The 12,570-nt window shown below is 59.9% G+C and carries 13 protein-coding genes and 1 tRNA gene; 6 read left to right on the top strand and 8 right to left on the bottom strand.

Annotated features, from left to right (window positions below):
• Positions 1-20 precede the first annotated feature (20 nt).
• Positions 21-1,544: an AMP phosphorylase gene (locus tag QZ650_RS08785; RefSeq protein ID WP_292521006.1), complete on the bottom strand. Its 1,524-nt coding sequence runs from the start codon at positions 1,542-1,544 to the stop codon at positions 21-23.
• A gap of 410 nt (positions 1,545-1,954) precedes the next feature.
• Between QZ650_RS08785 and QZ650_RS08790 the strand changes: the two genes are divergently transcribed.
• A complete protein-coding gene (locus QZ650_RS08790; protein ID WP_066957339.1) occupies positions 1,955-2,182 on the top strand; it encodes a type II toxin-antitoxin system HicB family antitoxin in 228 nt (75 codons plus the stop codon).
• Here QZ650_RS08790 and QZ650_RS08795 read toward each other — a convergent pair.
• From QZ650_RS08795 to QZ650_RS08805, 3 genes are read right to left on the bottom strand one after another with little or no spacing between them, the layout of a single operon-like run.
• Entirely contained in the window at positions 2,145-2,351 is a 207-nt protein-coding gene (locus QZ650_RS08795; RefSeq protein WP_292521004.1) for a hypothetical protein, read from the bottom strand. The two genes, QZ650_RS08790 and QZ650_RS08795, sit on opposite strands and share 38 nt — an antisense overlap.
• A 44-nt stretch (positions 2,352-2,395) precedes the next feature.
• Positions 2,396-2,833 (bottom strand): DUF86 domain-containing protein, encoded by a 438-nt coding sequence (locus QZ650_RS08800; protein WP_292521002.1) that lies wholly within the window; start codon positions 2,831-2,833, stop codon positions 2,396-2,398.
• Entirely contained in the window at positions 2,830-3,216 is a 387-nt protein-coding gene (locus tag QZ650_RS08805) for a nucleotidyltransferase domain-containing protein (RefSeq protein ID WP_066957341.1), read from the bottom strand. The genes QZ650_RS08800 and QZ650_RS08805 overlap by 4 nt, the downstream gene beginning before the upstream one ends.
• 448 nt (positions 3,217-3,664) lie before the next feature.
• Between QZ650_RS08805 and QZ650_RS08810 the strand changes: the two genes are divergently transcribed.
• Together QZ650_RS08810 and QZ650_RS08815 are read left to right on the top strand one after the other, a co-directional pair.
• Positions 3,665-4,684: a hypothetical protein gene (locus tag QZ650_RS08810; RefSeq protein ID WP_292520998.1), complete on the top strand. Its 1,020-nt coding sequence runs from the start codon at positions 3,665-3,667 to the stop codon at positions 4,682-4,684.
• Positions 4,685-4,923: 239 nt separating this feature from the next.
• Positions 4,924-5,343, top strand: coding sequence for a hypothetical protein (locus tag QZ650_RS08815; RefSeq protein ID WP_292520996.1), 420 nt, complete (start codon positions 4,924-4,926; stop codon positions 5,341-5,343).
• Positions 5,344-5,756: 413 nt separating this feature from the next.
• On the opposite strand, the gene QZ650_RS08820 is transcribed toward QZ650_RS08815, so the two are convergent.
• On the bottom strand, positions 5,757-8,039 hold the full coding sequence (locus QZ650_RS08820; RefSeq protein WP_292520994.1) for an MEMAR_RS02690 family S-layer glycoprotein: 2,283 nt from the start codon (positions 8,037-8,039) through the stop codon (positions 5,757-5,759).
• 496 nt (positions 8,040-8,535) lie between these two features.
• Between QZ650_RS08820 and QZ650_RS08825 the strand changes: the two genes are divergently transcribed.
• From QZ650_RS08825 to QZ650_RS08835, 3 genes are all read left to right on the top strand, one after another.
• Entirely contained in the window at positions 8,536-9,309 is a 774-nt protein-coding gene (locus tag QZ650_RS08825) for a thymidylate synthase (protein ID WP_292520992.1), read from the top strand.
• Between the two features lie 58 nt (positions 9,310-9,367).
• Positions 9,368-9,440: transfer RNA gene (locus tag QZ650_RS08830), tRNA-Gln, on the top strand.
• Positions 9,441-9,487: 47 nt separating this feature from the next.
• Complete coding sequence (locus tag QZ650_RS08835) at positions 9,488-10,300, top strand: TIM barrel protein (protein WP_292520990.1); 813 nt, start codon at positions 9,488-9,490, stop codon at positions 10,298-10,300.
• 44 nt (positions 10,301-10,344) lie between these two features.
• On the opposite strand, the gene QZ650_RS08840 is transcribed toward QZ650_RS08835, so the two are convergent.
• The 3 genes from QZ650_RS08840 to QZ650_RS08850 are packed head-to-tail and all read right to left on the bottom strand — an operon-like array spanning position 10,345 to position 12,569.
• Positions 10,345-11,076: a DUF1614 domain-containing protein gene (locus QZ650_RS08840; RefSeq protein WP_292520988.1), complete on the bottom strand. Its 732-nt coding sequence runs from the start codon at positions 11,074-11,076 to the stop codon at positions 10,345-10,347.
• Between the two features lie 33 nt (positions 11,077-11,109).
• The gene (locus QZ650_RS08845; RefSeq protein ID WP_292520986.1) at positions 11,110-11,712 is read right to left on the bottom strand and encodes a fibrillarin-like rRNA/tRNA 2'-O-methyltransferase; all 603 of its coding nucleotides are present in this window, start codon (positions 11,710-11,712) and stop codon (positions 11,110-11,112) included.
• Positions 11,709-12,569: an RNA-processing protein gene (locus tag QZ650_RS08850; protein ID WP_292520984.1), complete on the bottom strand. Its 861-nt coding sequence runs from the start codon at positions 12,567-12,569 to the stop codon at positions 11,709-11,711. The genes QZ650_RS08845 and QZ650_RS08850 overlap by 4 nt, the downstream gene beginning before the upstream one ends.
• Position 12,570: the final 1 nt, after the last annotated feature.

Below are 12,570 nucleotides of genomic sequence, written 5' to 3' on the forward strand. Positions count from 1 at the left end.
AAAAATTTGAGTGCATCGGTTTACATCCAGCGCTCGGATGGAATTCGCTCAAGAACCATCCCTTCGACGACCACCGGCATCAACGTTCTGCCGACCTCGATTGCACGTTCAAGCCGCCATTCCCGCTCGGCGTAGATGGTGAAGATGGGGTCGCCCTTCCGGACGCGGGTCCCCTTCTTTGCATGGATGAGGAGCCCCGCGCCGTGGTCGTAGGGTGACCCCGCAAGCCGGGCGAGCGTGACGAGCGCGCTGTTGTTCAGTTCGATGACGTAGCCGTCCTGCGGAGCCCTCACTTCGAACCGGTACTCGCCGGGGACGATATCCTCGGCCTTCACCGTCGGGTCGCCGCCCTGGATCTCGATGATCTGGCGCATCTTCTCAAGCGCCTTGCCGCTCCGGAGGATCTCTGCAGCCACCTGGTAGCCCTGTCCCTGTGCGGCCTTCCCGGCCATCTCAAGCGCGATCCCCGCAAGGGACAGGCTCTTCTGGATCAGGGAGTTGGGCTCGGTCGCCCCCTCGAGGACGGCGAGCGCCTCCTGCACCTCGAGGCTCGGGCCGATGGTGTGGCCGACGAGCGACTCCCCGTAACTCAACGCGCACTCGACCCGCATGCCGAGCCGCTCCCCGAGCTCGATGAACTCACGGGCGAGCTTGCGTCCCTCCTGGGCAGTCGCGATCTTGGTGTTCCGGCCGACCGGGATATCGATGACCACGAGGTCGGCGCCGACGGCGAACTTCTTGGCCATGACGCTCGCGATCATCTGGCCCCGGGCGTCGATCTTGAACGGGTACTCGTAGGTGATGATCTTGTCGTCGGCCGGAGCGATGTTCGTGGCTCCGCCCCAGACGATGGCGCCGCCGACCTTCTCGGTCATCTGCTGCACTTCGAGCGCCGAGAACGAGACCGGCGCGAGGACCTCCATGAGGTCTGCGGTTCCGCCGGCGCCGGTGATGGCGCGGGAGCTGGTCTTGGGGATCCGAAGGCCGCTCGCGGCGATGATCGGGACGATCAGGAGGGTGATCTTGTTCCCGGGCACCCCTCCGATGGAGTGTTTATCGACGACGGGGTGCCGGGTGAACCGGAGGCGTTCCCCGGTATCGACCATGGCCCTCGTGAGGTGCTCGACCTCGTCCATGTCGAGGCCGTGGATGTAGGACGCAGTGACGTAGGCGGTGATCTCGCCGGGCGAGAGGGTGTCGTTGACGATATCCTTGACGATATCCATGGTCTCGTCCTTCGTGAACCGGCCGCCGTCCATCTTCTTCTTGATGTGCAGGAGGGAGGCAGGCCGCTCGGCACTCCGGACCACGACAGGGGTTCCTTCGTCTACGGCGAGCGTGGCGTTCAGCGGCCGGTAGACACCGATGAGACCGGGCTCGATGAGCGAGCCGGTGGTGTCGACGTGGGCCTGGGCGGTCTTTCCCGTCGCTTCGTCGATGATCTGGACGCGGTCGCCGTCGCGGACCCGCATCTCCTGTGCGTCGGTGCAGTGGAGGAGGACCCCCTTGTTTGCGATGTCGAGAAGTTTCACTGTCAGCTTCATACGCGTAACCCTATCCTACCTGAAATTGAGGGTTTGTACTACTTAAGGGCGGCAGGTCTGGGGGCCGGGTTGGGGAATCACAGGACGATAGAGCCAGTCGTCACTCGCAGCGGCACGACCTACCCGGCAGCGAAACGGATATCCTGCAGTGGAACCACTACTGAATGGGGGCATGGTGTGGGAAGACTTCGGGGAATCAAAGGTCACGAGGCAGTGCGGGCCTTTGTGCGGGCAGGCGGCGTGATGCGGCAGGGAAAAGGCGATCATGTCAACATTAAAATGCCATCAGGAGCGATCATAACTCTGCCTTGGTCGAAGGAGTTAAAGATCGGGCTTCTTACGGCGGCAATAAAGAAAGCTGGTTTAACTGAGGAAGAGTTTCTCGCGTTACTTTAAATAGGGTGCTTAAAATGGAGTTTACTGTTGTGATCCAGAAGGCTGAAGAAGGAGGGTTCTGGGCAGAAGTCCCGGCGCTTCCCGGGTGCTACTCCCAGGGAGAGACAGTCGAGGAGACATTGGAGAACATCCGGGAAGCGATCGAAGGGCACGTGGAAGCGTTGCGGCAGGAGGGGCAGGGAGTTCCCCCGGAGGAAGACCTGATCATCGGCAGGGTCCGGGTCTCCGAAGGCGTGGCGTGAGCGGCCGGTAGACCCCGATGACGCCGGGCCCGATGAGCGAGCTGGTGGTGTCGACATGGGCCTGGGCAGTCTTTCCCGTCACTTTATCGGTGACCTCGAAACAGTCGCCGTCGCAGATCTGTATTTCTTTCGCGTCGGTGCTGTATGGCAGAGATCCATTCACTGCCATTAGTGATCTAGCGTATATCGTCTCAACATACGGCCTCCTACCCCCTAAAGGGCCGCAGATTGCAGAAACTGTTCAATTTCGTCCCTGAAGAGAGAAAAGTCCTTGATATGCTCATTTAAGATCGAGAAGGCAAGTTCATCGTCGATTCTCCCGTAACGGTACGCCACAATGTTCCGGAATCCCTTAATTGCCTTCAGATTCTGCCGCATTCCGGGTTCCAGCACCCCATGCTGCACGAGATTCTCAAGAATATCCTCATCAGTACCGGGGACTCCGAGATAGAGATCGGCGTTTAGGATGGCACAGATATCGAAGATGTTTTCGATGGCATACTCAGTCCGTTTGTAGATGCCGTCCTTTACGATGCCGAGCCGCCTGAATTCGTCAGCTGAATCAGGGAGGTGATCTTTGACCATATCGATACTCTCCGCCATCTCTTCAAGATTGATGCGGATTATGGTATCCCTGACCTCATTCGTCACACCATCGCCTCCTTGCCGATATAATCGTACAACCGATGTTTGAAGTCGTCGAAGTCACGGATCGTCCGGTACGCGACGTCGTAGACGAACCGCTCATCGGTGGAGTAGAGAACCCGTCCACGCAAGACCTCCATACGGACGTACAGCGGCAGGTGAGAGAAGATCTGGATGTCGTAGCGGTCGTCGGCGAGTTCAGAGAGCGCTGCAAGCCGAAACCGGGCGGCCTCCTCGCGGTCTCCGTCGTAATAGATGCAAAGATCGATATCGGAATCATCTCTCGCCCGCCCGGCGGCGACGGAGCCGTAGAGGATGATGAAGCGGACCTTCGTAAACCCCTCGATAGCCTTGAGCCGCTTGAGGGCATGCCGGACGAACTTTTCCATTGCTCTCACCCCGGGGCGGGCCCGGAAATCCTCCCTGTTCTAGAGAGGGATGCTCGTGCATTAACGTTTCCCAAACCGCTCTCCTCCGCAAGATCGCACTCCGGACAACCGCTCTCTCCAAGAGGATAGATACCGGGGTCCCGTGCTGGAGAGCGTCTGGCCGAACTCCTGCGCCGTGGTAGAGGACTTTGAGGCGTTGATGTCGGAGAAACGTCGGGCCGGGACTTCCTCTCAAACTCACGACCCCCGGCTGAGAAGACAATCATCATGGATTGTTTCATCGGGCTTTCTGCCCGCGTTCCCTCCCGTATCGTCCAGGTGATCGGATCAGGGACTGCGCTTGATGAGAGTTCCGACAACCTATCAGTGATAGGTAAGTAGCATTATCACAATTCAGGGATATATATCAGTGATAAGTTTAAATACATATCACTTTGAAGAGATACATATGACTCTGACAGACCGCTCCTCCGACGTCGTCGAGTTCATCCTGAATGCGCTTGACCTGCCGACCAGTCCGGAAATCCTCGATGTCGGCAACCTGTACGAGGTACTCGGCCAGGATCTCCCATTCCAGCCGGATATGATGCTCAAAGCGGGTGGGCGCCTCTACTTCATCGAAGTGGTATCGAGAGTAGCGTCGCTGGACACGATCGCAAGAATGCAACTTCTGCGGGAACTCTGGCGCCGAAAGGGCCAGGAGTTGCCGGAGCCGGTGTTGGTCATCGCCGCCAGGGCTATTCGCCCCCGGGAAGAGCAATTAGCCGAAAAACTTGATATCCTGGTGATTCGTCTCCCATGGAAACCGGATCTACCTCTCAAACATGAGTACAAGCCATCGAAAAGCAGGCTCACCACCGCAAAATCCTGGAAAATTGTATCCCGCCTGCTCAAAGAGAAGAGCACGTCCATCCGGCAGCTGGCACTACGGGAGGGCGTCTCTTACGGCTGGGCGCATAAGATCATCGGGGCGCTCATCGAGCAGGAGATCGTAGAGAGAAACGACAGTTACGTCCGGATCGTCGACGTAAAAAGACTCCTCAACGGTATTGCCTGGGAGCGGCCGATGAAGAACCTGCAGATCGCAGAAGTGCCGATAGACTTCAGCGAATCGATACCGGCAGCAAGGGATATTTCATACATGCTGGAGAGACAGAAGATCCCGTTTGCCTTTACCGGTTACACCTCCGGCGGGCTTTACACCGGGTATGCTGTGCGCCAGGATGCAGTCAGTCTCTATCTTGAAGAGAAACATCTTGATCTCTTCGAGGAGTTCTTCAGTGGACCGTCTGGAGGCGGGATCCGGGCCTGGATATATGCGCCGGACAGGGATGTATTTACCGATACCCAACAGATAGAGGGTATCACCATCGTATCCCCCGCTCAGGCCCTGCTTGACCTCGCAGGACTTGGTTACAGCGTGATGGACCTGACGAAAGCCATGGTGGATAGGTATGCCGCCCTATAATCCAAAACCAGGGTATCATCGAACGGTCGCTTGGTGAACTCAGGGTAATTGCAGAGTGGATCCATGCACGAGGAGAAGACCCGGACAACCCTGAGGTCATCCTCATCGGTGGTTGGGCAGTGGACGCATACAATCCCTATCTCGGTTCGGTAGACATCGATCTCGTAACGACGGGTCGTATCAGGCGTACCCTGATGCACTATCTTCGTTCAGATCATGACTTCATGCCGGAACGTCAGATGAACGTCACAAAGAGCGTCGCGAAGATGACGCCTGCAGGGAAGATAATTCTGGATTTCGCCACGCGGGAGGCTCAGCAACCATTCGAAGGCAAACCGGAAGTGCTCTTCACCTTCGAGATCCTTTCCGGGAACACGTCAAGGAGGCTGATACGAGGCGGGGTCGAGATGTCGATCCCGACGCGTGCCATGCTTGTAATCCTCAAGATGAAGGCCGTGTGGGATCGCTCTTACCGGCTCGAACATGGTCTGTCGCACGATGAAGTCTGGGAGGAGGGGAAATTGGTCAAGGATTATGCGGATATCCTTGCACTCATCGATCCGGTGCATGGGGGACACGAACTTGATATTGAGTGTCTTGGTGAGCACCTTAACCGATATGACTTCCTGAGAGGTTGCATTAACACCTTCCCCGGGTGAATGCGGCACACGAGCGATATGCGAGGATGGATAGGGCAGATGTCCGCCGCGTGTGCGATGATTTGCTCTCAATCCTCTGAAACAGGGGCACATGGGGCGGGCGGAATGAAGGGGTGAGCCTGACCGGGGAGATAACTGTCATGAACTGTTCTATCGGGCATACTCCTCAATCCGTTCTATCGACTCGAGGATATGAATACATTTCTGGAGGAATGTCGTTCTTCTCAAACTCTGAATATCCTACCCGTCGTTCTCCGCGTGATGCGGTATTCATTACCCATACACCGCGGCATCACGCGTTTACAGAACCGGGAGGCCAAGAACCCTCCGGCATCGTGACACCGTCCCGTACCCAAAAAAATCGCTCAACAAAACAGAGACGAAACAAAAAATTAGGGTTGGTTAGTTAGGGTTTAGTCCCGACGAAGGACCAGGAAGGCAACCGCACCAAGGCCGGCAAGAGCAACAAGTGCTCCGAATCCGGGGGACTGGGTGGGGGTTGGCTCAGTGGTCGTGGTTCCGGTCGGGGTGGTCTCAGTGCCCGTCGGCGTCGTGGTCACGGTGGCCGTGGGCGTCGGCGCGGGGCCCTCAACTACGTTGAAGGAACCGGTCGTGGACGTGTCGGCCTGGATGGACTCAACGGAAACGATGTACTGGTCGGGCCTGAAGCTGGTTGCGTCGACCTCGAAGGACCAGGTGTTCGCGGTCTCGCCCTGCTGGACGGTCACGCTGCCGGCGTCGCTGGAGAATCCGTTAGTCTCACCGGTCGTGCCAGGCTGGAACGCAGCGGAGGTCACCTCAACGATCAGTTCTTCACCGGCGGCGATGTTCGTGGTGCCGGTGATCGTGAACGTGCTTCCTGCGGACTGGTCACCGATCGGGTCGATCCGGATCCAGGCGTTGTCGAGGAAGAAGGTGAGCTTCGTGTAGGCGTCGTTAACGTACGGAGACTCAAGAGCGTCGATCAGAGCGTTTGCTGCTTCGGATGCCTGGAGGTTCGTAAGCCGCGCTACGAACACATTATTAACACCAGTCTCGTTAGCCCTGAAAATGCTGTTGATGTTAGTCCCGGTACCCTGTTCAACTTCGAAAGCCGAACCCATCGGGTGCTGGACGACGACGAAGTACTGACCAGCTGTGAGGTCCTGGGTGATACTACCATCAAGTTCGAACTCGAAGCTGCCATCGGACTCAACATGCTCGTTCCGCACCTCTAAGTTCCCGGTGTTGGGGTCACCATAGAAGTTCTTGCCGAAGATCCAGATGTTCACTCCGGCTGTCGGGTTGCCCTGTGCAGTTCCGGTGATCGTCACATCTTCACCCTTCGCAACGGTTGCGCTGCCCAGGGTCGCGGTGATGAATCCGGGCCGGAGCTGGACGGTGGCCGTGGCGTACTTGGCACCAGAGAGATCTCCTCTCGTCCGGTCGTCAGAGACGGCGTAGACGGTGTAACCGCCGGAAGTAAGAGCTCTTCTAATGTCGGCAGTATTCCACCGGTAGGACCAGGTGTCGTCAGCCTCGACATCCACATGGGTAGCCCCAACATCCCTTACCGAGTCCATATCCCCGGTAAGTCTGACACCGTCGTTTCCGAGGTTCGGGCCGGTCACAAAGAGGTAGACATCATTGCTGTCGGTGTTGGTTCCAGAGAGAACAATCTCTTCACCGACGTAGTAGGTACCGGTGCCGGACGTAGTGATGGTCATTGCGCCCTGCTCAACCTTCACCCGAACTTCGTCATACTTGGTTTCGTCTTCCGAATCGGTGACACGGAGGGTGTAAGTTGCATCCCTTGTGCTCTGGTTGGTGATGAGCTCAACAGGCCGGGTACCGGCGGCAGTGGTCTCAACAGACACATTGGCGGCCGAGTTATTGATCACGCCAACCTGGTCCTCGCGGAACACAGGGGCGTTGTCGCCGGGGTTCCGGATTGTCAGGTAGTAGGTATGTTTGGACTCACCGGTGACGGTCACGGTGAAACTGTTACCGCGAACAACCGTGTCTTTGTTGGATTCGAGGGTAATCGACCCAGAACCAACCTCAAAGGTCACAGTGTTGGTGTCGAAGCCTGTACCAGTGAAATCGACGTCCTGGAGCACTCCCCTGGCAGTGTAGGTGCCGGTCGTGACATTAGTCAGATCGAGCATATCAGTGTGCCTATCGGTGACGAGCACGCCACTGAGATTCGCGTCCCCGAACTGCGTCACTACGCCACCACCGGGGGTGGTAATCTCAATGTCCATTACAGCGTCGTTCCCAAGCCCCTCAAGGTTGTTGATGAGCCGGAAGCTGATAGGCTGCCCGCGGGTAACGGACTTGCCGTCCACTGAAGTGGTCCCCTGGTCCAGCACGACGTCGAGGCGCGACGAGGGGATATCAATGAGAACAGAGGTTCCGATTGCCTGGCCGGTCTCGTTGTAAGCATACCAGCGTCCGGTCGTGCTTCCAACACTAGCTGCAAGCAGATCGAAACTGCTAGGGCTGCCTACCCGGATGGTCTTCTGGTTCGATTCACCATAGGCAAATTCCAGAGTCCCGGTCGTAGCAGAGCCAAATACGCCTGTTAGGTTAAGGTTGTCTTCACCTACATAGATGGTGTTGCCATCTGCAACATCCCGCGCTGCCGCAGCCGGTGCAACGACCAGCGCGGCCACGAGGATCATGGCGACGACCATCAGTTTTGTCATACTCTTCATACTATACCTCCATTGTGATGACATGAGGGAATGTGAACGCGAGGTACTCGACAGACGTCGAATACGGGTTCACCACGCTCTATACTCCGAATCACGGAATATGTCACAATATTTGTGGAACACTTAATATATCCTTTGTGGTCGACCGGGGATCTGGCGTCTCCAAAAGGCACCACAATGCTGGAAAACGCCCTGAATACGCCAGGATTCCGCTTCATTCCCGGATCATCGGGGTTCATAGTTATACGAGGATAAAAACCTTACTCCGCGGAAAATAAAGAGCGCCCGGCCCCGTCGAGGCCCCATCCGCCTCCGTTGGCGCGTATTGCACCCGTGCACCCGCACCCGTGCGGCACCATACCGGGAGGGAGCGCCGGGTTGCCTGTCCCACCCGGACCCCGGGGCGGCAGCCCCCCGCGACCACCCGCCGGAGCATGTATATAGGGGACCGCTCCCAGTGGGGAGACTTTTCTCCCCGGCCGGCAAACTACTCTCTATGCGGATCATTCGGGCCCCCACGCTCGCACGGGCACACGAACTGGCGGTCAGGACCGTCCTCGAGAAGGGATGGGTGCTGGAGACGGAGAACGACGAAGCAACGATCGAGTGCGAGGAGCTTGCGCTCGAGGTGGAGTCGCCGGAGACCGAGCCGATGGCAAGCCCCGCCTCCCGGTTCCAGAAGCGGTTCCTGGACGTTTACGCAGGAAACCTCCTGCATGGCTCCGATGCAAAGTTCGAGTACGACTACCACCGGCGGCTCTTCGACTGGGGCGAGATGCTCCGGGTCGCGCCGGAGGGGCGACCGGGTCACTCCGTCCAGGAGGGACGCACGACGGAGGGCGAGGACGTCCACGTCGACCAGATCGCATACATCGCCCGGAAGCTCGCCTCCGCCGCAAACTCCCGGCGGGCGGTCGCGGTCACCTGGAACCCGGTTGTTGATGAGAACCTCGACGATTGCCCCTGCCTGCAGCTCGTCCAGTGCCTGCTGCGGGACGGGAAACTCCAGATGAAGGTCGTCTTCCGGAGCAACGACATCCTGTCTGCCGCCGGCTCAAACATGTACGCGCTCGTGCGCCTCCAGAAGATGATCGCGGATGAACTCGGTGTCCCCTGCGGGCGCTACACCCACATCGCGCTCGTCCCCCACGTATATTACCGGCGGGATCTCAACGATATCGAACCCTTCTGCAGATCCGGGACTGAAATCCGGCCCGTTGCCGAGGTTTGCAGGGTGTGTGGAAAGTGCCCGCGCTCGTCTGAAGTATGACCATAATCCGTCAGGTTAATTAGGAACTACAAACAACATTTTAGAGCGCAATCGTAATAGCCCGGTAGTGTAGCGGTCAATCATGTGAGACTCTGGATCTCGCGACAGCAGTTCGAATCTGCTCCGGGCTACTCGAATCTTCTTCTCCGATATTGCAACTCACACCGGAAGGCAGGTTATGGCTGATTACAACCTCGGCGGCACCGTGCGGCTCAATGATCCCGAAACCCTCGCCCTGCTCGCCGCGCTCCATGACGAGGGTGCGATCCACCACATCCAGGTCCAGGCCGTCCCGCTGCCCCGGCGCGTCTTCCAAGATCACCTTGAGAGGGCCGTCGCCGCCGGCATCCCGGCCGTCATCCACGCGCCCCACCACGGCCACGGCGTCAACCCCTGTGCCCCGGCTGCCTACGACGACCGGCCAATCAAGGAGATCGAGGCATACATCGAGGAGGCGATGAGCCAGACGCTTGAGGTCGCCGACATCCTCGACGCGGAGACGATCGTCCTCCACGCCGGGCGTTATGAACCGGGCGGGCGTGCAACCGCGACGGAGACCTTCGCCGGGTTCCTCGACCGCCACTCTGATCCCCGGTTCGCGCTTGAGAATCTCCCCGCGGTCTACGCCGGCTACCCCCTCCTCGGGAACACCGCCGATGAACTCACAGCCCTTGCGGGCAAAAAGATCACCCGGTTCTGCCTTGACTTCCCCCACCTCGCCTGCACCGCGAACTACCGCGCCCTCTCCTTCCCGGAGGAACTCAAGCGGTTCGAGACCCTCGACGTGAGCCTCCACCACCTCTCAAACATTCGACGCGGCTCGATCACCGACGAGCACCTCGAACTCGACCACCCCGAGGGCGGGCTCGATCTCGCTGCCGTCATCTCCCGGCTCCGGCGGCACCCCGGCATCCCGACGACGCTCGAGTACAAGGAGGACTCACCGGCGGTCTACGCCCGGCAGGTGCGGGTCTTTGCCGGGCTCTGGTGATCCCCCGCCCCGGGAAATAGGAACCTCGCGGCGCTCTACCCTCCTCACGCCAGAAGCGCTGCGATGATCCCGGAGAGGAAGATCCCATCAAACGTCCCCGCCCCCCCGATGCTCGCCATCGGCGCCCCGAGGCCCGCGATATGGTGGAGGTTCAAGAGATCCGCCCCGATCAGGGTCCCGAGCGTCCCGCTCACGTAGGCGATGATCACCGATGAGCCCGGAACGCCGCCTGCAAAGAGCGAGAGGATGAGCGCCGCAAAGAGCGCCGCAAGCGGCGGGATGAAGAACGGTGTCGCGATCCCGAGCCCCGGGACAGGACGGGCGACGAGTTTTGTTACGACCGTCACGACTGCGATCCCGATGAGGGCGAGCCCGAAGAGCAGGTAGCCGCCAATCACGACCGAGTCGTAGAGCAGATAGAGCGATATCAAGACAGGGATTATGGCGCCGCCGACGTTGACCGCGAGGACTGTCCGTGACACAGGCTGCGGGATGCGGTAAAGCCGCCCGTACATGGCGACGTAGCGGTCGTAGGCAGGCGACGCCGGCCGGCTTGTGAGCGTCCGGACGGGAATATTGATGAAACTCCCGATAAGCGTCAGGAGGAGGAGGAGGAGCGCCTGCCACCAGGAGAACCCGAGCCTCGCAAACGTCGCCCCGATTGCCGAGAGAAAGAGGATCGGAAAGACGATGACGACAAGCCCGATGAGGATGAGCAGCCCGAAGAAGAGGAGGAGCATCAGGGGGGAGAACGGGTTGAAGACGACTCGGTCCATGCCGGAGGGTGTCCTCCCCATCTATATTATATGCTACCTCGAACGCGAGCAGACGATCGCGGCATGGTCCTGGTGATAGGGCTCGAGCCACCGAACGTCCACGACATCAAGGCGCCGCTCAAGCCCCTCCCGGGCCTCCGCGAGGACCTCGGCCGGGTCCCGCCGGACATCCACGCTCCGGGTCTTGAGCATCAGGACAAGGTGCCCTCCGGGTTTGAGGAAGACGAGGTTACGCTCCGCGATCTCGACCTGGTTCGGCTGCGCCACGTCCTGGTAGACCAGGTCCACCGCCTCCATGAACGGCGCATACTCCTCCGGCCTTCCCGCGTCGGCCATGATCGGGACGATGTTCTTCCTCCGGCGGGCCACCTCAAGGAGGTCCTGCATCGGCCGGGGCGCAAACTCCACCGCGTAGACGGTCTCAACGTAGTCGGCGACGTGCGAGACCGTGGTCCCATTCGCCGCACCGAGGTAGAGCACCCGCATCTCCGGCGTGAGTTCCACCCCGCCGCCGAGGGTGTAGAGTGCCGCAAACTTGCTCCGGTAGGGGTCCCAGACCCGGTAGCCATCGAGCGTCCGCTCCCCGTAGACCCCGCCCTCGCCGGCCGAGACCAGCACGTTCCCGAGCCAGATCATGCCGTAACCCCCGCCTCGTCGATCCGAGCCTGGGCGTCGTTCAGGAACTCCGGCACCGCCTCTCCCCGGTAATAGTCGAGCCGGGCGGCGATGGCGAGCTTCGCCGCGAGCACCCGGGCCACCCTTCCGCGGACCTCTTTTGGTGCGTTATGGACCCGTCGGTGCTGGAAGATGATCCCGTGTTTCGGCGGCGGCGACCCGCCCCGGAGGTGCGAGAAGAGCGCCCGCTCCGAGCCGAGGACCTGGATGGTGCTCCCCGGCATCCTCGCAAGCGTGGCAAGCCCCCCCGCCCGGGAGAGGAGCCGGGCCGCGACCAGCCCGCCGATGAGGGCGCTCGTGTTCGGCATCACCTCGTCGGCCCGGGCCGAGACCTCCCGCATCAGGCGGCTCCGTGTCCCGGCGAGCCGCTCGATCTCGCCGGCGACGTCAGAAAGACCCCCCCGAGCCCCTTTGCGGACGATCCCGAGCATCTTCTTTGCCGGGAGCGAGCGGTACTTCCGGGAGAACGAAGGGTTCGTGACCTGGTACCACTCCGCGGCACGTTCCTGGAGGAGGTTGATGACGTTATCGAGCTCGTCGAGCATCCGGACCATCTGGAGGAGCTCGACGTCCCGGGCCTGGTATGATTGGGCAATCTTTTGCCGGGCAAGGGCGGTAGAGACCGCACGGAGCAGGTCGACGTACTCCTCGCGGGTCCGGGCGACCCCGCAGTCCCGGGCAACCTCCCAGTCAATGGGAACGTATGACTCCATACCGGTGCGGAGCACGGCAGCCCGTTCTGCGAGCGCAGCCGGATCGGTGCCGGCAGCCCGGCACCCACTCTCGTCGACGTCTCCGAACCAGTAACGCTGTAGCATG

Source organism: Methanoculleus sp., assembly GCF_020696975.1.
GTDB lineage: Archaea > Halobacteriota > Methanomicrobia > Methanomicrobiales > Methanoculleaceae > Methanoculleus.

What these genes read in the sequence shown, in the direction of transcription:
- QZ650_RS08785 (WP_292521006.1), bottom strand. Translation starts at nt 1,544, where the DNA reads ATGAAGCTGACAGTGAAACTTCTCGACATCGCAAACAAGGGGGTCCTC.
- QZ650_RS08790 (WP_066957339.1), top strand. Translation starts at nt 1,955, where the DNA reads ATGGAGTTTACTGTTGTGATCCAGAAGGCTGAAGAAGGAGGGTTCTGG.
- QZ650_RS08795 (WP_292521004.1), bottom strand. Translation starts at nt 2,351, where the DNA reads ATGGCAGTGAATGGATCTCTGCCATACAGCACCGACGCGAAAGAAATA.
- QZ650_RS08805 (WP_066957341.1), bottom strand. Translation starts at nt 3,216, where the DNA reads ATGGAAAAGTTCGTCCGGCATGCCCTCAAGCGGCTCAAGGCTATCGAG.
- QZ650_RS08810 (WP_292520998.1), top strand. Translation starts at nt 3,665, where the DNA reads ATGACTCTGACAGACCGCTCCTCCGACGTCGTCGAGTTCATCCTGAAT.
- QZ650_RS08815 (WP_292520996.1), top strand. Translation starts at nt 4,924, where the DNA reads ATGAACGTCACAAAGAGCGTCGCGAAGATGACGCCTGCAGGGAAGATA.
- QZ650_RS08820 (WP_292520994.1), bottom strand. Translation starts at nt 8,039, where the DNA reads ATGAAGAGTATGACAAAACTGATGGTCGTCGCCATGATCCTCGTGGCC.
- QZ650_RS08825 (WP_292520992.1), top strand. Translation starts at nt 8,536, where the DNA reads ATGCGGATCATTCGGGCCCCCACGCTCGCACGGGCACACGAACTGGCG.
- QZ650_RS08835 (WP_292520990.1), top strand. Translation starts at nt 9,488, where the DNA reads ATGGCTGATTACAACCTCGGCGGCACCGTGCGGCTCAATGATCCCGAA.
- QZ650_RS08840 (WP_292520988.1), bottom strand. Translation starts at nt 11,076, where the DNA reads ATGGACCGAGTCGTCTTCAACCCGTTCTCCCCCCTGATGCTCCTCCTC.
- QZ650_RS08845 (WP_292520986.1), bottom strand. Translation starts at nt 11,712, where the DNA reads ATGATCTGGCTCGGGAACGTGCTGGTCTCGGCCGGCGAGGGCGGGGTC.
- QZ650_RS08850 (WP_292520984.1), bottom strand. Translation starts at nt 12,569, where the DNA reads ATGCTACAGCGTTACTGGTTCGGAGACGTCGACGAGAGTGGGTGCCGG.